Raw genomic sequence first — 21,117 nt, 5'->3', positions numbered from 1 at the left:
GCCGCCGCCGAGTCACCCGAACCAGGTGGCCAGCGCGGTCCGGAGGGACGCCGTGTCGGGCGTCCCCTCGGCGGCCCAGGCGACATGGCCGTCCGGCCGGATGAGGACCGCGGACGGAGCGGCGACCTCACCGGCGCCCGGCACGGGCCAGTGGTCGTCCTCGCTCCGCGCCTCCACGACGTCGACGCGATCGGCCCAGTCCTCCGCCACGGCGGTGTTCCCGCGCAGATCGAGCAGCACCGGACGGGCGCCGTGCAGCAACTCGTACACCCGGACTGGGCCGTCGGCCGTCTTCAGGTCGGCGTCCGGGACCCGGCGGCCCGCGAGCGGATGGTCGCACTCGACCGGGTACCGGATGTCCAGCCCGGTGAGCATGCCGCACAGGTACCGGTTGACGTCGTCGAACACGATCAGGGACGCGAAGACGTCGCGCAGCGCGTCGGTCTGCGGACCGGGAAGGGCCAGCGCCGACTGCGCCCGCGTGTTGTGCAGGACGGCCTCTCCGACGGGATGGCGCTCGGTGTGGTAGGTGTCCAGCAGGCTCTCCGGCGCCCGTCCCCGCGCCACGGCGCCGAGCTTCCAGCCCAGGTTGACCGCGTCCTGCATGCCGAGGTTCAGCCCCTGCCCGCCGAGCGGGAAGTGGATGTGCGCGGCGTCGCCCGCCAGCAGCACCCGGCCCCGCCGGTACCGGTCGGCCTGCCGCGCGGCGTCGGTGAACCGTGAGATCCAGCGCGGGTTGCGCATGCCGTAGTCCGTGCCCGCGACCCTGAGCAGCGACTCGCGGAGCCGGTCGAACGTCACCGGCCCGCGATCGGCGACCCGCGCGTAGTCGGACGTGATCAGCCGGTACCACCCGGGCTCGAAGGCGATCACCGAGTAGCCGCCGTCCGGCGTGCGCCGCCCCCAGATGTAGTCCTCGGTCAGCTCGGGGAGCTCGACGTCCCCGATCAGCGCGTTCATCGTCGCCGGCGTCCCCGGGAACCCGAAGCCCGCCAGCTTGCGCACCGCGCTGCGTCCCCCGTCGCAGCCGACGAGGTAGCGGCCGCGGACCGTCTCGTCCCCGGCCTGGACCGTCACGCCCTCCGCGTCCTGCTCGACCCCCGTCACCTCGGACGACCACCGCACCCGGACACCGAGCCTCGCGGCCCAGTCCTCCAGCAGCATCTCGATGGTGGACTGCAGGATCATCAGCGGCAGCGGATGCCTGGACTCGAACTCGTCGAAGTTGAGCCAGAGCCCGGAGAAGTGCCCTACCCCCTGGATCTCCCCGAGCGCGAGGAAGGAGTCCAGGACCCCGCGCTGGTCCAGCACCTCCAGGGTCCGCGAGTGCATCCCGCCGGCCCGGGACTCGCCCGTCCGCTCCGCGAGCCGTTCGAGCAGCACCACGTCGGCGCCCGCCAGCCGCAGCTCGCAGGCGAGCATCAAGCCCGTCGGCCCCGCACCCGCGATCACGACGTCCGCGTCCATCCCGGCGTGTCCCACGTCGTCTCCCGTCACTCGCCGCACAGTCCCTTCACGCTCACCGAAGAGAGATCCGCCGACAAGGCGCCGCACGACCGGGAGGGCGCCCCCGGCCTACCCCTTGTCCCGCCGGCGAGACAAGCCCTCAGACCGCGGGTGGTCCTGCCCGCGTCCGGGCACGGCTACGGCCGGCGCGGTCCGTTCCGGCCCCCTGGGGCTTTGAGGCTTTCGCTGAAATTCCCACTGCCGGGCTGTCGTGCCTTAAGAAGAAATTCTCACGGGCGCCGCTCACTTGATGGTTTTGAAAACTTCGTCAGAGCAGGTTTAAACCCGCTTTGGGGTGGCCGTTGGACGGGGCCTGGGAACGGGCCTCAAAACGGGGCCTTGACAGACGATCATGGCAGGGTGATGATCAACTCACCCCCGATCCCCTGAAGGGAGCCCGAATGCAAAAGGTGGGCAATCGAGTCATGTCCATGGCGGCCGCGGTCATCACGGCGGCTGTGGCGCCTGTCGTGGTCGCCATTCCGAGCGCGTCGGCGAGCGAGACGGATGTCCGGCCCATGGCCTCCTGCTCGGACTGGACGCCGCACATCCGGCGGGTCATCGTCGGCTCGGCGGCCGTGCACACCAGCTATTCGGGGTCGTCCCCGGTGATAGCCAAGTGGAAATCCAAGACGCTTTTCCGCGTCGACAAGCGATGCGTGAACGACGCCGGCAACCTGTGGTGGCACTCGGACTGCTGCACCGGCGTCAAGGGCTGGATCTGGAACGACTACACAGAGTTCGCCCACTACAACTAGCGGAGCTCGCCCGGCGATCCGCAGGGCTTCCCGCCCCCCAGTTCCCAGCCCCCCGCGAGTCGATCACCCTTTCGCGCGAATCCGGCAGACATGGCGTCTGGCCCTTCGCGCGAAAGGGCACTTCGGTCTTTGCGTAAGTCCCTGTGCATGGACGATGTGGTGGGGATCGCTCGTTTTCTCCGAAGTTGATGCCCATTGAATATGGCAAAGTTCCCGGATGTGCGAGTTGCTCTCGAATTCGGTTGCTGGGCTCACTTGTGACTGTGCGACGCTCGGTGCTGGACCGGCCTCGCCGTGGCGTCACTCTCCTGCGTTGATTATTGAGTTCTGCTGACTGCGCGTCTACCAAGCCCCGCTGCATGTATCAAGCGCCACACCCGCCCCCTCGAATTGCTCTTCGAGGGGGACTTTTGGCGTGTCGTCGCCTCATTCCCTGGCACTGATCTCGCCGTCTTCGACATGGCCCCAACTTGCGCGGTGAAGGGCTGTTGCTCTCCGTGGATGCGCAGGTTCCCGTGCGGCCGCTCTGAGCGGCATCGGTGGTGAACCTGGCCCGCCGGCTGCGCGGCCACCTCGCGTGGGCTCGCTGAGACCTCGCCGGAGTCTCCGGTGACCAGGCGCGTCCCAACGCGGCCTTGAAGACGCCGGGCGGCCCCCACCTCGTAGGCCCGGCGCCGGGCGACGGGGGCCAGGACCCCCTGACCTGCACTCCGCTCACACGACCTTCGTTCTGATAGTTGACATTTGATATGAGATATCGGCAAGCTTCGGGTCCGTGAGGGGTGGAGTGATACATGAGTGATTCGAGCCAGCGGGGCCGCGGGGAGCGCGTGCCCGTCGACGGGCTGCGGCGCACGGTCGGCGCGGTCTTCCGCGCCGTCGGGTTCAGCGAGGCCGCGTCGTCGACGGTGGCCGAGGCCCTGGTCGACGCCGACATGCGCGGCGTGGCCTCGCACGGGAGCATGCTCGTCCCGATGTACGTCGACCGGGTGCGGGCCGGTTCCGTCAGCCGCAGGGAGCGGGCGGAGGTCCTCGTGGATCTCGGTGCGATGGCCGTCCTGGACGCGGGGCACGCGCTCGGCCAGCTCACGGGGGACCAGGCGATGGGGATCGCCGTCGCCAAGGCGAAGAGCTTCGGCGTCGGGGTGGTGGCGGTCCGCAACGCCTTCCACTTCGGGGGCGCGTTCCGCTACGTCGAGGCGGCGGCGCGGGAAGGCTGCGTCGGGCTGGCCGCGGCGAACACCCGGCCGCTGATGCCCGCCGTCGGCGGGGCGGCTCCCGTCGTCGGCAACAACCCGCTCGCGGTGGGCGTGCCGATGCCCGACGGGCCTCCCGTCGTGCTGGACATGGCGCTGTCCGAGGCGGCGCTCGGCAAGATCCGCATCGCGGCGGCGGAGGGCCGGGAGATCCCGTCCACCTGGGCCTCGGACGCGGACGGCCGGCCCACCACCGACCCCCGCGCGGCCCTGGGCGGCATGCTGCTGCCCGCCGCCGGGCACAAGGGCTTCGCGCTGGCGCTGGTCGTCGACGTTCTCACCGGCGTGCTGTCCGGCGGAGGGTTCGGCCAGGCCGTGCAGGGGCTCTACAGCGACGTCACCGTCCCCAACAACTGCGCCCACTTCTTCCTGGCCGTGGACGTGGCGGCGTTCGGCGATCCGGCGGACTTCGCGGAGCGGATGAGCCGGCTGGCCGCCGAGGTCACCGGCTCTCCCACCGCGCCCGGCGTGGAGCGGCTGTACCTGCCCGGCCAGATCGAGGCGGAGAACCACCGGGCCGCCCTCGCCGGCGGCGTCCGGGTCGAGGGCAGCGTCCTGGAGGCGCTGCGCCGCACCGCGGACGAGGTCGGCGCCGTCCTGCCCGACTCGCTGGCCCTGGCCGGAGCCGGCGGCGACGTGCCGGCCCGCGCGACGGGAGGCACCACGGCATGAAGGCCAGCTTCGATGCGACCGGGCAGGTCGTCATCGTCACCGGAGGCGCCAACGGGATCGGCGCGGCCCTCGCGCGCGGCGTCGGCGCCGCGGGCGGGACCGCCGTGGTCTTCGACATCGCGCACGCGGCCGACCTGGACGCGGCCCCGGGGGTCGAGCAGGTCGCCGTCGACGTGGCCGACCGCGACGCGGTCTTCGCGGCCGTCGACCAGACCCTCGCCCGGCACGGCCGCGTCGACGGCCTCGTGGCGGGCGCGGCCGTCCAGCCCCGCGCCGCGGTGGCCGGCATGGCGGCCGACGAGTGGCGCCGGGTCCTCGGCGTGAACCTCGACGGCGTCGTCTGGTGCTGCCAGGCGGTGCTGCCCTCGATGGCCGAGCGCCGGTCCGGGTCGATCGTGGTCTTCAGCTCCGGGCTGGCGCACATGGGACGGGCCGAGGCGTCCGCCTACGCGGCCAGCAAGGGCGCGCTGGTCTCCTTCGCCAAGTCGCTGGCCGCCGAGGTGGCCGAGCACCGGATCCGGGTGAACGTCCTCGCCCCCGGCGTCATCGACACCCCGCAGTTCCAGGCCGCCAACCCGGCGGGCGGCGAGCGGGAGCACTGGGCGCGCACCACGGGGATCGGCACCCCCGAGGACGTCGTCGGCCCCCTGCTCTTCCTGCTGTCCGACGCGGCGACCATGACCGGCTCGCAGCTCACCCGCGACCGCGCCTACCCGAAGGAGTGACCTCCCCATGACCGAGACGACGACGCCCGAGGGGGAGATCCTCCCCGTCGCGGTCGTGGGCGCCGGGCCCATCGGCCTGATCACCGCCCTCGGGCTGACGCGCTACGGCGTTCCGGTGGCCGTGTTCGAGGAGGACGACCGGCTCTCGCTGGACACCAAGGCGGGCACCGTCCTCACCCGGACCCTGGAGGTCCTGCACCGGTACGGCGCGCTGCCGGAGGTGCTGCGCGCCTCGCTGCGGATCGACGAGATCGGCGAGATCGACCGGGTCACCAACGAGCCGACGCTGAGCGTCCGCACGGGCGAGCTCACCGAGGACACCCGGTTCCCGTTCGTCATCAACATCCCGCAGCACCACCTCGAACCGGTGCTGCGCGACAGCTTCACCGGACGCGAGCACGGCTCCCTGCACATGGGGCACCGGCTGACCGCGTTCAAGCAGCACGACGACCACGTCGAGCTGACGTTCGACACCGCGCAGGGCGAGCGGCACGTCAAGGCCCGCTACCTGCTGGCCTGCGACGGCGGACGCTCGCAGGTGCGCGAGCAGCTCGGCATCACGGTGGAGGGGCGCACGCTCGACGAGCGCTACATGCTCGTCGACCTCAAGGCGGACCTGGACGTCGCCAACCCGCGCGACTACCCCTACCTCGCCTACTTCTCCGACCCGTCGGAGTGGATGATCCTCGTCCGCCAGCCGCACTGCTGGCGCTTCCTCTACCCGCTGGCCAAGGGGGCGGGGGAGCCGACGCACGAGGAGCTGCGCGACAAGGCGCTGCGGTTCATCGGCGAGGTCGAGGGCATCGAGGTGCTCGGCACGAACGTCTACACGGTCCACCACCGGGTGGCGGAGCAGTGGCGCGACGGCCGCGTGTTCCTGATGGGCGACGCCGCGCACCTGATCACGCCGATGTGGGCGCTCGGCCTCAACACCGGGGTGCTGGACGCCTCCAACCTGCCGTGGCGGCTCGCCTGGGTGCTGCGCGGCTGGGCCGACGACTCGCTGCTCGGCGGGTACGAGGTGGAGCAGGCGCCGGTCGCGGTCAAGGGCTCGGGCCAGATGGCCGAGGCCGCCCGCTCCTACATGAGCCGGCAGGGCCGGGCCGTCGACGCGATGACCGACGGGAACTGGGGCAACGCGTTCACCCGCGGCCTGCTGGGCGTCCGGCTCGACGTCGACGACACCGGCGACTGGTCGATGGTGAGGACGGGCTCGGCGCCGCCGCCGGTGCGCACCGGCGACCGCGCGCCCGACCTGCCGCTGTTCGGCCCGGAGGGCCCCGTCCACCTGCACGACCTGGCCGCCGAGTCCTTCGTGGCGCTGTACTTCACCGACACCAGGCGGCGGCCGCGGATCCCCACCGAGACGGGCCCGGCGCTGCGCCGCTTCGCGGTGTCCCGCTGGGACGCGCCGCACGACTCGGGCCTGCGCGACCTGGCCCTGTTCGACCCCGGCGACCGGGTGCGCCGCCGGTTCGGCGTGGACGGCGACACCGTCGTGCTGATCCGGCCGGACGCCCATGTCGCCGCGATCCTTCCGTTCGACCCCGCCGCGGACGAGGACCCGGCGGCGGCCGTCTACCAGCGCATCTGCGGACGCGCTCCGATCACCGCACAGGAGTAGGGCATGACCGATGGCAAGACCGCGACCGGACCCGACGGGCGCCCCGTGGAGCTCGGCCCCGTCGGCCAGGAGATCGTGTTCGAGAACGAGCAGATCCGGGTCTGGGAGATCGAGCTGGAGCCGGGCGACGCGCAGCCCTGGCACCACCACCAGAACCCGTACGTGGTGATCGCGCTGGAGGCGGCCGACAACCGCATCGACTCGATCAAGGGCGGCGACCCGCGCCTGGTGCACGAGCCGGTCGGCGGCGTCGTCTACCGCGAGCCCGGCGAGATCCACATGCTCACCAACCGGGGCGAGAGCCGCTACCGCTGCCGTCTCGTCGAACTCAAGTGCCTGGGAGAGAACCTTGTCTGAGCAGCCGTGCCCTCCGGGCGTCCCCGAGGAGGAGTGGGAGAACAACCTCTCCGAGCCCGCCGCCTACAGCGGTGAGGCTCCGGACCGCTCCCGCGAGCAGGACGTGACGGGCCCCGAAGGCGAGGCCATGGGCCGGTTCAGGGAGATCCTCCTCAACACCGGCGACCTCGACTGGATCGACAAGACCCTCGCCGGCCTGTCGCAGAAGATGCTGTGGCGCGACGACGAGACGGGGGCGTCGATCGCCCTGGTCCGCTTCAAGAAGGGCGCGGGCATCCCGTCCCGGCACTCGCACGCCTCGAACCAGTTCATGTTCTGCCTGCAAGGCCGCTACACCTACGTGCCGACCGGGCTGACCCTCACGTCCGGGTCCTTCTACTGGAACCCCAAGGGCAGCCTGCACGGGCCCACGCTCGCCGAAGAGGACACCGTCCTGCTCGAGGTCTACGACGGCCCCCACTACCCGACCCAGCCCGACTGGTACGACAGCGCGGCCGACGCCCGCTGACGTCCGAGGCTGATCCGACCCCCGGCGGCGGCACCGACCCGCCGCTCACCCGACACCAGAGGAGGGCCCATGCCCAAGCAAGAGATCAGGACCGCCGAGCTGGCTCCGCCCAACGGCCACTTCGCGCAGGCGACCATGGCCGAGGCCCGCGGCCGCCTGGTCTTCATCTCCGGGATGACCGCCCGCAACAAGGACGGCGGCGTCACCGGCGTGGGCGACGTCTCCGCCCAGACGCACCAGGTGTGCCAGAACCTCAAGGCCGCGGTCGAGGCCGCCGGAGGCACCCTCGACGACATCGCCCGGGTCGACGTCTACGTCCGCAACATGGAGGACTTCGCCGCGATCCACGAGGTCCGCCGGCAGTACTTCACCGGGGTGTCGCCCGCGTCGACGCTGGTCGAGGTGGCGAAGTTCGTCAACAAGGACTACCTCATCGAGATCAACGCGATCGCCGTGGTCGCGGACGGGGACGGCTGACATGCGGCTGGCCGCGATCCGCTTCGAGGGCGGGATCCGCACCGCCGTCGTGGAGGGCGACCACGCCGCGGTGCTGCCCGCCACGGCGCCCACCCCCGACGACGTCGTGCGCGGCGGCGCCGAGGCCCGCGAGGCCGTCTCCGCCGCGGCGCAGGTCGCGCCGCGGACGCCGCTGGACGACCTGGACCTGCTCGCGCCGCTGCGCCGGTTCAACCGCGACGTGCTGTGCACCGGGTGGAACTACTGGGACCACTTCGAGGAGTCCAAGGGCAAGCGGGAGGGGCAGGACCCCAAGGAACGCCCGTCCCACCCGACCTTCTTCACCAAGGGGCCCGACACGGTGATCGGCCCGCGCGACGCCATCGCGTGGGACCCGGACCTGTCCCAGAAGTGGGACTACGAGGCGGAGGTGGCGCTGGTCATCGGCCGCGACGGCAGGTCGATCCCGGAGGAGCGGGCGCTCGACCACGTGGCGGGCTACCTCGTCGCCAACGACGTCTCGCAGCGCGACCTGCAGCGGGCGCACGGCGGCCAGTGGCTGAAGGGCAAGAGCATCGACCGCACGATGCCGCTCGGGCCGTGGCTCACCACCGCCGACGAGGTCCCCGACCCGCATGACCTGGCGATCACCTTCGACCTGAACGGCAGGCGGCTGCAGCAGGCGAGCACGGCGCAGACCGCGTTCTCCTTCGCCCGCATCATCGCCGAGCTCAGCTGGGGGATGACGCTGCGCGCCGGGGACGTCGTGCTGACCGGCACGCCCAGCGGCATCGGCAACGCGCGCGAGCCGCAGATCTTCCTCGCCGAGGGCGACGAGCTGGTCACCCGCGTCGAGGGGCTCGGGGAGCTGCGCAACCGCGTCGCCCGCGTATCCCTCACGTCCTGACCGTCCCGGCACCACCCAGTCCGACGACCACTCCGAAGGAGGCCGGCCTCACCGATGGGCGGCATCGATCTGCACACCCACCTCGCGCCCGTGCTGAGCGAGTCCGAGATCGCCGGGCTGCCCGGCGTCTCGCTCGACGGCGGACGCCTCGCGGTGGACGGCTCGCACGGCGGCCCGCCGCGGCTCGACCGGCCGGACGCCCTGGAGGCGTGGCTCGGTGAGCGGTCCCTGGACGCCGCGGTGGTCTCCGCGCCGCCGCCGTTCTTCCGCCAGCACCTGCCCGGCGACGAGGCCGCGCGCTGGGTACGGGCGCTGAACGGCGGCATGCGGCGGGCCGTGGCGGGGCGGCCGGCCCTGCTGCCGATGGCCTACCTCCCGCTGGAGCACCCCGAGGTCGCGGTGGCGGAACTCGGCCGCCTCCTGGCCGAGGACGGCTGGGCCGGGTTCGCCGCCTCGGCCGGCGGGCGGTCGGTCAGCCTGGCCGACCCGTCGCTGGAGCCGCTGTGGCGGCGCCTGTCGGACGACGGCCGGCCGGTCATGCTGCACCCGGGGCACAGCCCCGACGACCGGCTGGGCGAGTTCTACCTCGCCAACCTGCTGGGCAACCCGTCCGAGACCGCCGTCGCGGTCGCGCAGCTGCTCTTCGGCGAGGTCGTCGACCGGCACCCGGGGCTGCGGTTCCTCCTGGTGCACGGCGGCGGCTGCGTGCCCGCGGTCCTCGGACGCTGGCAGCGGGGCGCGGACACCGACCGGCCGGGCGTGCCCGCGCTCGCCCGGCCGCTGCGCGAGGCGCTCCGCGGCAACTTCTATGCGGATTGCCTGACGCACGATCCCGACGTCGTCGATCTCGCGGTGCGCGTGTTCGGCGCGGACCGCGTGGTCCTCGGGAGCGACTGGCCCTTCCCCATGGGCAGCGACGACCCCGTCGCGCTGCTGTCGCACCGCGACGCCGGCTTCGTCCGGCAGGTCGGTGAGGACAACGCCAGGTCCCTTCTAGGAAAGCCCGGACACACGGCGGCGGAGATCTAACCGCAGTCATGAGTGCGCAATGTGCTCGTCGGCGTCATCGGCTCGGCCGCGCCGGAGAGCACGGATAAGGAGTAGCAATGAAGGTCACCTGGTTCGCCAGGAGCGTCGCGGTCGGCGGCGTCGTGCTCATGGCCGCCGCGTGCGGCGGTGGAGGCGACGGCGAGTCCGGCGGCTCCACCGACACCGTCCACTACCTGACGTCGTTCAACACCTTCGGCCGTGACGCCTTCGCCTACGTCGCGGAGGAGAAGGGGTACTTCAAGGAGGCGGGCCTCGACGTCGACATCAAGCCGGGGAGCGGCACGGTCGACGTCATGAAGCTGCTCGCCGGCGGCCGCGCCGACTTCGGCGCCGGCGACTTCACCACCGCGCTGATCACCATCGCCAAGCAGAAGCTGCCGGTGACCGCGGTCGGCATGGTGCACCAGAAGTCGCTGGCCGCGGTCGTCGCGCTCGAGGGCGGCGGCATCGCGACGCCGAAAGACCTGGAGGGCAAGACCATCGGCGACCAGCCGGGGTCCACCAACCAGGTGACGTTCCCGGTCTACGCCAAGGCGGCCGGGATCGACGCGGGCAAGGTCAAGTTCGTCCCGTCCGCACCGCCCGCCCTGCCGCAGCTGCTCGCGACCGGCAAGGTCGACGCGATCGGGCAGTTCGTCGTGGGCCGGCCGCTCGTCGAGAAGGCGGCGCAGGGCAAGAAGGCCGTCATCCTGCCGTACGGCGACGTCCTGCCCGACCTGTACGGCAACGCGCTGCTGGCGTCCAGCAAGGTCGCCAAGGAGAAGCCCGAGCTGGTGAAGAAGTTCTCCGCCGCGCTGTTCAAGGGCCTGCAGTACTCCATCGCCCACCCGGAGGAGACCGGCGAGATCCTCAAGAAGCGCCAGCCGACCCAGGACGCGGCCGTCGCCGCCGCGGAGGTCCGCGCGATGGCGCCCTACGTGGCGCCGCAGGGGGCCACGGTCGGCGCGGTCGACAAGGCCCGGGTCGAGGAGAACATCCGGCTGCTCGGCGAGGCCGGCGCGATCTCCGCGAAGCCGGCCACCGACCAGGTCGTCGACTTCGGCGCGGCGGCACAGGGCTGAGGAGGGGACGTGATCGAGCTCAAGCACGTCTCGCAGGTCTTCGCCGGACGCAAAGGCGAGGTCCACGCGCTGGACGACATCAATCTCGAGGTCCGCCGCAACGAGTTCGTGACCCTGGTCGGCCGCTCCGGCTGCGGCAAGTCGACCATGCTGCGGCTGATCGCCGGGCTGCTGCGCCCGACGTCCGGGACCGTGACGGTCGCGGGCGAACCGGTGACCGGGCCCAGGCAGGACGTCAGCTTCATGTTCCAGCGCTCGGCGCTGCTGCCGTGGCGCAGCGTCCTGGACAACATCATGCTGCCGGTGGAGATCCTGCGCCTGGACAAGCGGGCCATGCGCGAGCGCGCGCACGAACTGCTGCACCTGGCCGGGCTCGCCGGTTTCGAGAAGCGGCTGCCGCACGAACTGTCGGGCGGCATGCAGCAGCGCGTCTCGCTGTGCCGCTCGCTGATCCAGAACCCGAAGGTCCTGCTCATGGACGAGCCGTTCTCCGCGCTCGACGCGCTGACCCGCGAAGAGCTGTCCATCGAACTGCAGCGCATCAAGATGGAGCAGGAGACGACCATCATCTTCGTCACCCACTCCATCGAGGAGGCCGTGCTGCTCGCCGACCGGGTCGTGGTGCTCAGCCCCCGGCCCGGGCGGCTCCGCAAGATCGTCGACGTGGACATCCCGCGGCCGCGCACGCTCGGGCGCAACGCGCACGCGGACCGGGTCGCCGAGGTCAGCGCGGAACTGCACGAGCTGCTGATGCCGACGCCCGCCGCCGCCGAGGGGGCCTCATGACCGCCGCGTCCACCGGCCGGCGCCACGTCCGCCGGACCCGTCCCGCCCTCCGGCTCAACGGGCGCGCGGCCGACTGGGGCCTGCCCGTCCTGGGGCTGGTCGCCGTGGTCGCCCTCTGGTGGCTGGCGACGATCGTCTTCTCGATCGAGAAGCTGCTGGTGCCCTCGCCGAAGGACGTGTTCGACTCCTTCACGGCCCAGTCCGGGTACCTGCTGGAGCAGACCTGGGTGACCCTGCTGGAGACGGTCGAGGGCTTCGCGGTCGCGGTCGTCGTCGGCATCCCCATCGCGATGCTGATCGCCGGCTCGCGGCTGCTGGAGAAGATGATCTACCCCTTGCTGCTGGCGGTGAACGCGGTGCCGAAAATCGCGATCGCCCCGATCCTGGTGGTCTGGATGGGCTTCGGGCAGCTCCCGAAGGTCGTCATGGTCTTCCTGCTATGCTTTTTCCCCGTCGTGATCTCCACCGCCGTCGGGCTGAAATCCACCCCATCCGAGCTGACCGAGCTGGTCCGCTCATACGATGCAGGTCACATGCAGGCATTCTTCAAGGTCCGGTTCCCCTACGCGCTGCCGCAGGTGATGGTCGGTCTCAAAACGGCGATCTCGCTGGCGGTCATCGGGGCGGTCATCGCCGAATTCGTCGGCGCCGACTCCGGGCTCGGCTTCGTCATCGTGCAATCCGGCTCGAGCGCGGACACCCCGCTGGCCTTCGCCGCGATGGTGCTGCTCGGCATCATCAGCATCGTCCTCTTCTACGGGCTCGTCGCGCTGGAGAAGGTCCTTCTCCCCTGGGCAGAGGCGAACCAGTGAGCACGAGCGGACGCGGCATATTCGAACTCTCCCCGGACAATCCCGGCTCGCGGCGCACCCTCGCCGACACGGCCGCCGCCGAACTCCACCGGATGATCCTGGCCGGCGAACTGCCGGCCGGGTCGCCGCTGCGGCTCACCGATCTCGCCGGGCAGCTCGACATGAGCCCGATGCCGGTGCGCGACGCGATGCGCCGGCTGGAGGCGCTGGGCCTGGTGGAGATCATCCCCCACAAGGGGGCCAAGGTCCGCGAGCTCAGCGAGGCCGACCTCCGCGACACCTACGAGGTCCGCGTCGAGCTGGAGTCCCTCGCGGTGGGACGGGCGGCCCTGCATTTCGACGCGGAGGCGGCCGCCCGCGCGGAGCGCGCACTCGAAGAGCACGAGTCGCTGCTGGCCAATGGCGATGTGGAGGGCGCACGGCGCGCGCACACCGAATTCCACTTCACCATTTACCACGCGTCCGGTTCGCGCTGGCTTCCCAGGGCCATCGAGCCGGTGTGGCAGAACAACGAACGGTACCGATTCGCCTCCAAACCGGACGCGGAGCGGCGCCGTCTCAGCCACGCGGAGCACCGCGCCATCCTCGACGCGTGCATCGCGGGAGACCCCGACCGCGCCACCGCGGCCCTGCGCGACCATTTGGAAGGGGCCATGCGGAGGATCCTCGCGGGCATGACCCGCCCGACCTCCTGACCGCGCGACGACCGATGGGTTCCCGCCCGCCGACCCGGCCGGGCGGGAACCCGCCGGCCTCCGAGAGCCCGGCGAGCAGGCCGGCCCGGCCACGACCGGCAGCGCCGGGCCGTCGCGCCCGTGCATGGAGCGACGCCGCCCGCCGCGTGCGATTTTGAGCGTTGTTTGCCGGTGCCGGAGCGTTGCGGCGATGGCTCCGGGCAGGCACCACGCAACCGTGGTGGGAGGTATCGAATGCCGTCGACCCTGCTCAGCGGCGCGAAGGTGTGGGACGGCCTCGCCGACGAGCCGGCGGGCCCGCAGGACGTGCTGGTGCAGGACGACCGGATCCGGCAGATCGCGGCGGGCATCGAGGCGCCGCCGGGCGCCGAGGTGGTCGATCTGGGCGGGCACACCCTGACGCCGGGCTTCATGGACTGCCACACCCACGTCACCATCACGCCCGACATCATGTCCGTGTTCACCGGGTCGCCCACGGCGATGGCGCTGCGGTCGCTCTCGGTCCTGCGGACCCTGCTGATGAACGGGTTCACCACCGTCCGGGATCTGATGTGCGCCGATGTCGGCTACGGCATCGTCGACCTGCGCGACGCGGTCGAAGCGGGCTGGATCACCGGTCCGCGCATGCGGGTGGCCCCGCACCTGATCTCGGCGCGCGGCGGGCACGGCGACTTCAGCACGGTGCTGGCCGGCCAGTTCCAGGGAACCCCGCCGCCGTTGGAGCTGGCGTCGGCGGACGGCTGCGACGAGATCCGCACCCGCGTGCGGCAGGAGGTCCGCGCGGGCGCCGACTGGGTCAAGTTCGCCGCGACCGGCGGGTTCTCCAGCCCCGGGGACGATCCGGGGCGGACGACCTACTCCGAGGAGGAGATGACCGCCCTGGTCGCGGCGGCGGCCGACCTCGGCGTCCCGGCCACGCCGCACTGCTACGGCGACGAGGGCGCGCGGCGGGCGGTGCGGGCGGGCGTCCGCAGCATCGAGCACGCCAACCTGGCCTCGGCGGAGACGCTGAAGATGATCGAGGACGCCGGCGTCTTCGTGGTCCCGACCCAGTACACGATCATCACCGACGCGCGGAACGCCTTCAACGAGGGGCACTGGAGGGGCGCGCCGGCCTTCAAGCCCCGCAAGTTCCAGGCGTACCAGCAGGCGCTGCTCGACAGCGCCGAGAACCTCGCCGCGAGCGAGATCCGGATCGCCTTCGGGACCGACGCCGGCATGTTCCCGCACGGCGACAACTGGCGGGAGTTCCCGATGATGGTGTCCAACGGCATCCCGCCCGCCCGCGCGCTGAAGGCCGCCACCAGCGTCGCCGCCGACCTCCTCGGACTCGACGACCTCGGCGTCCTCGCCGAGGGCAAGATCGCCGACATCGTCGCCATGCCCGGCGACCCGTTCACCGACATCCAGGCCACCGGGCAGGTCGACTTCGTCATGAAGGCGGGCGAGGTCTACAAGCGCCCCGGCAGTGCGCCGGGTTAGGCGCGTTAACGGTACGTGTGCTCCGGAGCGGGGAAGGCGCCGGTGGCGACTTCATCGGCGTAGGCCCGCGCGACGTCGCCGAGGCTCCGGCGGACATTGGCGTACCGCTTTACGAAGCGCGGCGTGCGTCCCTCGGTCATCCCGGCGGCGTCGGTCCACACCAACACCTGGGCGTCGCAGTCCGGGCCTGCGCCGATGCCGACCGTCGGGATGTCCAGAGCCGCGGTGACCTCGGCGGCCAGCGCTCCCGGTACCGCCTCCAGGACGACCGCGAACGCGCCGGCGTCCCGCACCGCCTTCGCGTCCCGGAGCAGTTGCCGCGCCGCCGTCTCGCCGCGTCCCTGGACCCGGTGACCGAGCATGTTCACCGACTGGGGCGTCAGCCCCACGTGCCCCATGACGGGAATGCCCGCGCCCACCATCAGCGCGATCTGCGCCGCGCTGCGCTCCCCGCCCTCCAGCTTGACCGCGCCGACCCCGGCCTCCTTGACGAGGCGCGTCGCGCTGCGCAGGGCCTGGGCGGCGTCGCGCTGGTAGCTGCCGAACGGCAGGTCGCCGATGACCAGCGCGCGCCGGGTACCGCGCACGACGGCCGCCGCGAGGAAGAGGACCTCCTCCAGGGTGACCGGGACGGTCGAGTCGTATCCCAGGTGGTTGTCGCCCATCGTGTCGCCGACCAGGAGGACGTTGATCCCCGCCTGGTCGAAGGCCGACGCGGTCATGGCGTCGTAGGCGGTGAGCATGGACCACTTCTCGCCCCGCCGCTTGGCGGCGGCGAGGTCCCGTACCGTCACCCGGCCGGTGGGCGTCCCCGAGTACTGCGAGGTGCCGGTCCCGTCCGGCTCCGCCGGTTCGAGGGCAGGCCAAAGACGCGTCATGACGACTCCGTTCACCATCTCGAGGCGCCCTGGCGGCGTCCCCGGACTCCCGGTCATCGTGACACGGCCCCCGGGGCCTGTACAGTCACGCGATTGACCCCGCAGAGTCAGGCGCTCGGCCGGGTCGCGAAGAGGTGCTGGTCGGGGGCGGGGAGCCATTGGCGGTCCGGGTCGAAGGGCTCGAACTCGGCGCGGACATGGCGGGTGAGCAGGTCCAGGGCCGGGTGCCGGCCGTCGCGGGGGTAGAGCAGCGACCAGGGGTAGACCGGGGTGGGATCGACCAGCGGGATCCTGACGGTGTCCGGATGCCACTGGAGCCGCGACCGCTCGCCGACGATGCTCGCGAGCGCGCCGGCGGCGACCTCTCCGACGAAGTGCTCGTAGCCGAAGTCGGGCCCGGTGGTGTCGATCCGGACGTCGAACGCGGCGCCGAGAAAGCGGTGGTACTCGGCCCACTCGCTCCCTTCTGCGTTGCCGGGCATCCACACGGTGGTGCCGGCGAGCCGGGCCGTCTCCACCTGCCGCAGCCCGGCCAGCGGGTGGTCGCGGCCGACCAGGAGCTGCGCCGGCTCCAGGTAGGCCGGCAGGCACGCCAGTCCGGCCTCCAGGGTGCCGGTGACCCGGCAGAAGGCCGCGTCCACCGATCCGCGGGTGAGCGCGCCGCGCGCGGACCGGAGCCCGTTCGAGGTGATGATCTCGATGTCGACGTCCGCACGGGCGTCGTAGAACGCGCGGACGAGGTCGATGGCGGCCGTCCGGGTGTCCAGCACGTCGACGCGGAGCGCGCGGCGCCGGCCGCGCAGCGCCGCCACCGCCTGGTCGGCGGTGCCGACCAGGGCCCGCGCGTGGGGGAGGAGGATCCGGCCGTCGTCGGTGAGCTCGGCGCCGGTGTGGGAGCGGGCGAACAGCCGCGCGCCGAGGGCGGCTTCAAGGGCGGCGATGCGCTTGGAGACGGCCTGCTGGCTGATGCCGAGCCTCACCGCGGCCTCGCTGAAGTACCGGTCCTCGGTGACCGCGACGAAGGCCCGCACCGCGGCCAGGTCCAGGTCCACCGCACCTGCGCGCACAACTGATGGTTGTGCCGATGCGGCGTGTTGATTGTTGGACACTGCTGCTCGCTCTCCGGTCGAATGCTCGGGTTCCCGGCCGAACCTACAACCGAAGGGCGTGGTCGCCGTGCGGTCGTTCGTGCATCTCCACGTGCACACCGAGTACAGCATGCTGGACGGCGCCGCCAAGATCGGCCCGCTGATGGACGAGGTCGCGCGGCGGCGGATGCCCGCGGTGGCGATGAGCGACCACGGCAACGTGCACGGCGCCTACGAGTTCTTCCACGCGGCGGCCGCCGCCGGCGTCAAGCCGATCATCGGGACCGAGGCGTACGTCGCGCCGGCGTCGCGGTTCCACAGGCAGGCGGTGTACTGGAGCGACGACCTCGCGCTGCGCCGGTCCGACGACGAGACCGGCGAGGGCGGCGACGTGTCCGGCCGCGGCCTGTACACGCACATGACGATGTGGGCGGCGGACGCCGGCGGGCTGCGGAACCTGTTCCGGCTCCAGTCGCGGGCGTGGCTGGAAGGGCACGTCCAGAAGTACCCGCGGATGGACGACGAACTGCTCGCCGAGCACGGCGCGGGCATCATCGCCACGACCGGCTGCCCGTCCGGCGCGGTGCAGACCCGGCTCCGCCTCGGCCAGTACGACCGGGCCGTCGAGGCGGCCGCGCGCTACCGCGACATCTTCGGCAGGGACAACTACTTCCTGGAGCTGATGGACCACGGCCTGGCCATCGAGCGGCGCGTCCGCGACGACCTGCTGAGGCTGGGCGAGCAGCTGAAGCTGCCGCCCCTGGCCACCAACGACTCGCACTACGTGACCGAGGAGCAGGCGGCGGCGCACGACGCGCTGCTGTGCATCGGCACGGGGAAGCAGCTCGCCGACCAGAACCGGTTCCGGTTCTCCGGGTCGGGCTACTTCGTCAAGAGCGCCGCGCAGATGCGGGAGCTGTGGGACCGCGAGGTCCCCGGCGCGTGCGACAACACGCTGCTGATCGCCGAGCGCGTGGGCGACTACGGCGAGGTCTTCGCCCACCGCGACCTGATGCCCCAGTTCCCTGTCCCCGACGGGGAGAGCGAATCGTCGTGGCTGCGCAAGGAGGCCCTGGCCGGCGCGCGGCGCCGCTACGGCGGCGACCCGCCGCGGGACGTCCTCGACCGCATCGACTACGAGCTGTCGGTGATCGACGGGATGGGGTTCCCGGGGTACTTCCTGGTGGTCGCCGACATCTGCCGGCACGCCCGCGCCGAGGGGATCGGCCTCGGCCCGGGCCGCGGGTCGGCGACCGGGTCGATGGTGGCGTACTGCACGGGCATCACCGAGCTGGACCCGATCGAGCACGGGCTGATCTTCGAGCGGTTCCTCAACCCCGAGCGCGTCACGATGCCCGACGTCGACCTCGACCTCGACGACCGCCGCCGCGACGAGATGATCGACTACGTCACCGCGAAGTACGGCGGCGACCGGGTGTGCCAGATCGTCACGTTCGGCACCATCAAGGCGAAGGCCGCGGTGAAGGACGCCGGCCGGGTGCTGGGCTACCCCTACGCCCTCGGCGACCGGATCACCAAGGCGTTCCCGGCCGCCGCCGGCGGCAAGGAGATCCCGCTGTCGGCCATCCACGACCCCGCCCATCCCCGCCACGGCGAGGCCACCGAACTGCGGAAGATGTACACCGAGGACCCCGACGTCCGCCGGGTCATCGACACCGCGATGGGCGTGGAGGGCCTGACCCGCGGCACCGGCGTCCACGCCGCCGGGGTGATCCTGTCGTCCGAGCCGCTGATCGACGTCCTGCCCCTGGTCAAGCCCAAGCAGGACGGCCCGGTCATCACCGGGTTCCCCTTCACCCAGGCCGAGGAGATGGGCCTGCTGAAGATGGACTTCCTCGGGCTGCGCAACCTCACCGTCATCAACGACGCGATCGCCGGCGTGAAGGCCAACAAGGGGATCGACATCGACATCCTCACGGTCCCGCTCGACGACGCCCGGACCTACGAACTGCTCGCCCGCGGCGACACCCTCGGCGTCTTCCAGCTCGACGGCGGCGGGATGCGCACCCTGCTGCGGCTGATGCGCCCCACCGAGTTCACCGACATCGCGGCGGTCTCCGCCCTGTACCGGCCGGGGCCGATGGAGATGAACGCCCACACCAACTACGCGCTGCGCAAGACCGGCAGGCAGAAGGTCGAGCCGATCCACCCCGAGCTCGAGGACGCGCTGGAGCCGATCCTGGGCGACACCTACCACCTGGTGGTCTTCCAGGAGCAGGTCATGGCGATCGCCCAGCAGCTCGCCGGGTACTCCCTCGGCGCCGCCGACATGCTGCGCCGCGCGATGGGCAAGAAGAAGAAGGAGGTCCTGGACGCCGAATGGGGCAGGTTCTCCGCCGGCATGCGGGACCGCGGCTTCTCCGACGAGGCGGTCAAGGCCGTCTGGGACGTGCTGGTTCCCTTCTCCGGATACGGCTTCAACAAGTCCCACACCGCCGGATACGGCGTCGTGTCGTACTGGACGGCCTACCTCAAGGCCAACCATCCCGCCGAATACCTCGCCGCTCTCCTCACCTCGGTCGGTGACGACAAGGACAAGATGGCGGTGTACCTGGCCGACTGCCGCCGCCTGGGGATCAAGGTGCTGCCGCCCGACGTCAACCAGAGCGAACTGGACTTCACCGCCGTCGGGCACGACATCCGCTTCGGCCTGGGCGCGATCCGCAACGTCGGCGCGGGCGTCGTGGACGCCATCGTCGGCACCCGCCGGGAAGGCGGTGCCTACGGCGGCTTCAACGACTTCCTGGCCAGGGTCCCGCAGAGCGTCTGCAACAAGCGGGTCATCGAGTCGCTGGCCAAGGCGGGCGCCTTCGACGGCCTCGGCCACCGCCGCAAGGGCCTGGTCATGGTCCACGAGCAGGCCGTCGACGCGGTCATCGACCTGAAACGCAACGCCGCCCGCGGCCAGGACTCGCTCTTCGGCGCGTCCACGGAGGCCGCCGAGACCCTCACGGTCGAGGTCCCCGAGGAGGAATGGGACAGCGGCACCCTGCTGGCCTTCGAACGCGAGATGCTCGGGCTGTACGTGTCGTCCCATCCCCTGGACGGCGCCGAACCGATCCTTGAGGCCAACCGCGACACCACGATCGCCGACCTGCTGGCCTCAGCCCGCGCCGACGCGTCCGTGCGGGTGGCGGGGATCATCTCCGGCCTGCAGCGCAAGGTCACCAAGCAGGGCAACCCGTGGGCGATCGTCACCCTCGAAGACCACGACGCCGCCGTGGAATGCCTCATCTTCCCCAAGACCTACACGCTGTACGGGCAGACCCTTGCCGAGGACCGGGTGATCTCCGTGCGCGGCCGGACGAACGTCCGCGACGAGGTGCTCAGCGTCTACGGGGAGGACATCGTCACCCTCGACCTCTCCCAGGCGGCCACCGAACCGCCCGTCGTCATCCACGTCCATGAGGACCGCCTGAACCCCCGGCTCGTCCAGGAGCTCAAGCAGGCCCTCACGGCCCACCCCGGGCGCACGCCCGTCCACCTCTTCCTGCACCGCCACGGGCCCAAGAGCGTCCTGTTCGACCTGCGCCCCTTCCAGGTCGCACCGGGGCCGGCCTTCTACGGTGACATCAAGGCTCTGCTCGGCCCCGGGTCTCACACCTAGCCGAGGCGAAGTGAGTTGCTGAGTCGGCGGCCGGCCTCCGACCGGTCCCTGGGCGGTCGGAGGCGGCTTTGCTCGAACCGGCAGAGTCAGAACTCGGCTCGTGCAGGCCGCGAAAGGCGCTGCAAAAGCCGCGTCGACTCTCTTTTCTTTGTTCGTCTCGCGTGCGGTAATTCTCACGCAGGGAGCTGAAAAGCCGCAGTTATGGCGACGGCGTGTGCTTTACTCCGGGGCTGTCCGCGCCGGAAAGAACGCCCGTTCAGCAGGCGATGACCGACCAGGTCTCGGGGTGGTCGTCGGTCGGGATGATCCAGCCGACGGTCTTGCCGGCATAGACGGTCTTGCAGCTCCCCAGACTGCCGTAGAGAGCGCTGAAGGGCTTGCGCTTCTGCGTCCCGCTCGTGCAGTTGTGGTAGTGCAGCGACAGCGTGCCGTCGCCCTGCCTGGCGTAGGAGACTCCGCACGGGAACGTCGGGTCGGCGTGGGCGGGGGAGGTGGCCACGAGGCCGGCGGCCGCGGTCAGCCCCGTGACCAGCACGGAAGCGGTCGTCTTCTTCATCGCTCTTCCTTTCGCCGGCGGGATGGGGACGGCGGCGGCGTTGCTCAATTGCCGGGGCGGTCGATTGAGTAACCCGCCGAGTGGCGATTGAGTCATCGTATTTCCGTGGCCGTCCCTTCTGTGGGAACGTTTTAGCAATGTAACACCCTCGCTCATCCGTGATTAGATCAACTACGCCGGAAAGTCGCCATTAAGCCTTTCCAACTTGATCACTGCTGGTCACATGATGTTCTGCGGCGGGCCTACCGGAGTGGACGTCGTACCACGCGGCCGGGCGCCTTCCTCGGGGAGGGCGGTGACCTGGGTGAGGCC

At 71.3% G+C, this 21,117-nt stretch carries 19 protein-coding genes; 15 read left to right on the top strand and 4 right to left on the bottom strand.

Features of this window, described 5'->3' with window-relative positions; all coding sequences use genetic code 11:
• Window positions 1-12 precede the first annotated feature (12 nt).
• Window positions 13-1,497 carry an FAD-dependent monooxygenase gene (locus tag ETD96_RS05645; RefSeq protein ID WP_240807273.1) on the bottom strand — a complete coding sequence of 495 codons (1,485 nt, stop codon included), beginning with the start codon at window positions 1,495-1,497 and terminating at the stop codon, window positions 13-15.
• A 410-nt stretch (window positions 1,498-1,907) separates the two neighbouring features.
• Here ETD96_RS05645 and ETD96_RS05640 point away from each other — a divergent pair, with 410 nt between their 5' ends.
• From ETD96_RS05640 to ETD96_RS05575, 14 genes are all read left to right on the top strand, one after another.
• On the top strand, window positions 1,908-2,264 hold the full coding sequence (locus ETD96_RS05640; protein WP_138635115.1) for a hypothetical protein: 357 nt from the start codon (window positions 1,908-1,910) through the stop codon (window positions 2,262-2,264).
• A gap of 794 nt (window positions 2,265-3,058) precedes the next feature.
• Window positions 3,059-4,192, top strand: coding sequence for an Ldh family oxidoreductase (locus ETD96_RS05635; protein WP_138635110.1), 1,134 nt, complete (start codon window positions 3,059-3,061; stop codon window positions 4,190-4,192).
• The gene (locus tag ETD96_RS05630; RefSeq protein WP_138635107.1) at window positions 4,189-4,917 is read left to right on the top strand and encodes an SDR family NAD(P)-dependent oxidoreductase; all 729 of its coding nucleotides are present in this window, start codon (window positions 4,189-4,191) and stop codon (window positions 4,915-4,917) included. The genes ETD96_RS05635 and ETD96_RS05630 overlap by 4 nt, the downstream gene beginning before the upstream one ends.
• Before the next feature lie 7 nt (window positions 4,918-4,924).
• On the top strand, window positions 4,925-6,541 hold the full coding sequence (locus ETD96_RS05625; protein WP_138635104.1) for an FAD-dependent monooxygenase: 1,617 nt from the start codon (window positions 4,925-4,927) through the stop codon (window positions 6,539-6,541).
• A 3-nt stretch (window positions 6,542-6,544) separates the two neighbouring features.
• A complete protein-coding gene (locus tag ETD96_RS05620) occupies window positions 6,545-6,898 on the top strand; it encodes a cupin domain-containing protein (protein ID WP_138635101.1) in 354 nt (117 codons plus the stop codon).
• Window positions 6,891-7,406 carry a cupin domain-containing protein gene (locus tag ETD96_RS05615; protein WP_205719118.1) on the top strand — a complete coding sequence of 172 codons (516 nt, stop codon included), beginning with the start codon at window positions 6,891-6,893 and terminating at the stop codon, window positions 7,404-7,406. The genes ETD96_RS05620 and ETD96_RS05615 overlap by 8 nt, the downstream gene beginning before the upstream one ends.
• A 69-nt stretch (window positions 7,407-7,475) precedes the next feature.
• On the top strand, window positions 7,476-7,883 hold the full coding sequence (locus ETD96_RS05610) for a RidA family protein (protein ID WP_138635098.1): 408 nt from the start codon (window positions 7,476-7,478) through the stop codon (window positions 7,881-7,883).
• Window position 7,884: 1 nt separating this feature from the next.
• Window positions 7,885-8,769, top strand: a complete 885-nt coding sequence (locus ETD96_RS05605) for a fumarylacetoacetate hydrolase family protein (protein WP_138635095.1) — start codon at window positions 7,885-7,887, stop codon at window positions 8,767-8,769.
• Between the two features lie 54 nt (window positions 8,770-8,823).
• On the top strand, window positions 8,824-9,798 hold the full coding sequence (locus ETD96_RS05600) for an amidohydrolase family protein (RefSeq protein WP_138635092.1): 975 nt from the start codon (window positions 8,824-8,826) through the stop codon (window positions 9,796-9,798).
• Between the two features lie 77 nt (window positions 9,799-9,875).
• Window positions 9,876-10,880, top strand: coding sequence for an ABC transporter substrate-binding protein (locus ETD96_RS05595; protein ID WP_138635089.1), 1,005 nt, complete (start codon window positions 9,876-9,878; stop codon window positions 10,878-10,880).
• Window positions 10,881-10,889: 9 nt separating this feature from the next.
• On the top strand, window positions 10,890-11,666 hold the full coding sequence (locus ETD96_RS05590) for an ABC transporter ATP-binding protein (RefSeq protein WP_138635086.1): 777 nt from the start codon (window positions 10,890-10,892) through the stop codon (window positions 11,664-11,666).
• Window positions 11,663-12,478 (top strand): ABC transporter permease, encoded by an 816-nt coding sequence (locus ETD96_RS05585; protein ID WP_138635083.1) that lies wholly within the window; start codon window positions 11,663-11,665, stop codon window positions 12,476-12,478. Before ETD96_RS05590 ends, ETD96_RS05585 begins: the two co-directional genes overlap by 4 nt.
• Window positions 12,475-13,173 carry a GntR family transcriptional regulator gene (locus tag ETD96_RS05580; RefSeq protein WP_205719117.1) on the top strand — a complete coding sequence of 233 codons (699 nt, stop codon included), beginning with the start codon at window positions 12,475-12,477 and terminating at the stop codon, window positions 13,171-13,173. Before ETD96_RS05585 ends, ETD96_RS05580 begins: the two co-directional genes overlap by 4 nt.
• A 234-nt stretch (window positions 13,174-13,407) precedes the next feature.
• Window positions 13,408-14,655, top strand: coding sequence for a metal-dependent hydrolase family protein (locus ETD96_RS05575; protein ID WP_138635080.1), 1,248 nt, complete (start codon window positions 13,408-13,410; stop codon window positions 14,653-14,655).
• 5 nt (window positions 14,656-14,660) lie between these two features.
• Here the strand turns inward: ETD96_RS05575 and panB are convergent, their stop codons facing one another.
• Together panB and ETD96_RS05565 are read right to left on the bottom strand one after the other, a co-directional pair.
• The gene (panB, locus tag ETD96_RS05570) at window positions 14,661-15,533 is read right to left on the bottom strand and encodes a 3-methyl-2-oxobutanoate hydroxymethyltransferase (protein ID WP_138635077.1); all 873 of its coding nucleotides are present in this window, start codon (window positions 15,531-15,533) and stop codon (window positions 14,661-14,663) included.
• 107 nt (window positions 15,534-15,640) lie between these two features.
• A complete protein-coding gene (locus ETD96_RS05565) occupies window positions 15,641-16,585 on the bottom strand; it encodes a LysR family transcriptional regulator (RefSeq protein ID WP_138635074.1) in 945 nt (314 codons plus the stop codon).
• A gap of 115 nt (window positions 16,586-16,700) precedes the next feature.
• Here ETD96_RS05565 and dnaE point away from each other — a divergent pair, with 115 nt between their 5' ends.
• Window positions 16,701-20,249 carry a DNA polymerase III subunit alpha gene (gene dnaE, locus ETD96_RS05560; RefSeq protein ID WP_274704590.1) on the top strand — a complete coding sequence of 1,183 codons (3,549 nt, stop codon included), beginning with the start codon at window positions 16,701-16,703 and terminating at the stop codon, window positions 20,247-20,249.
• Between the two features lie 256 nt (window positions 20,250-20,505).
• Here the strand turns inward: dnaE and ETD96_RS05555 are convergent, their stop codons facing one another.
• Entirely contained in the window at window positions 20,506-20,805 is a 300-nt protein-coding gene (locus ETD96_RS05555; RefSeq protein ID WP_138635071.1) for a hypothetical protein, read from the bottom strand.
• Between the last annotated feature and the right edge of the window lie 312 nt (window positions 20,806-21,117).

It is taken from the genome of Actinomadura geliboluensis (genome assembly GCF_005889745.1).
In the GTDB taxonomy this organism is placed as follows: Bacteria; Actinomycetota; Actinomycetes; order Streptosporangiales; family Streptosporangiaceae; genus Spirillospora; species Spirillospora geliboluensis.
The sequence above is the reverse complement of the archived record's forward strand: the minus strand, read 5'-3'. Positions and strand labels throughout refer to the sequence as shown.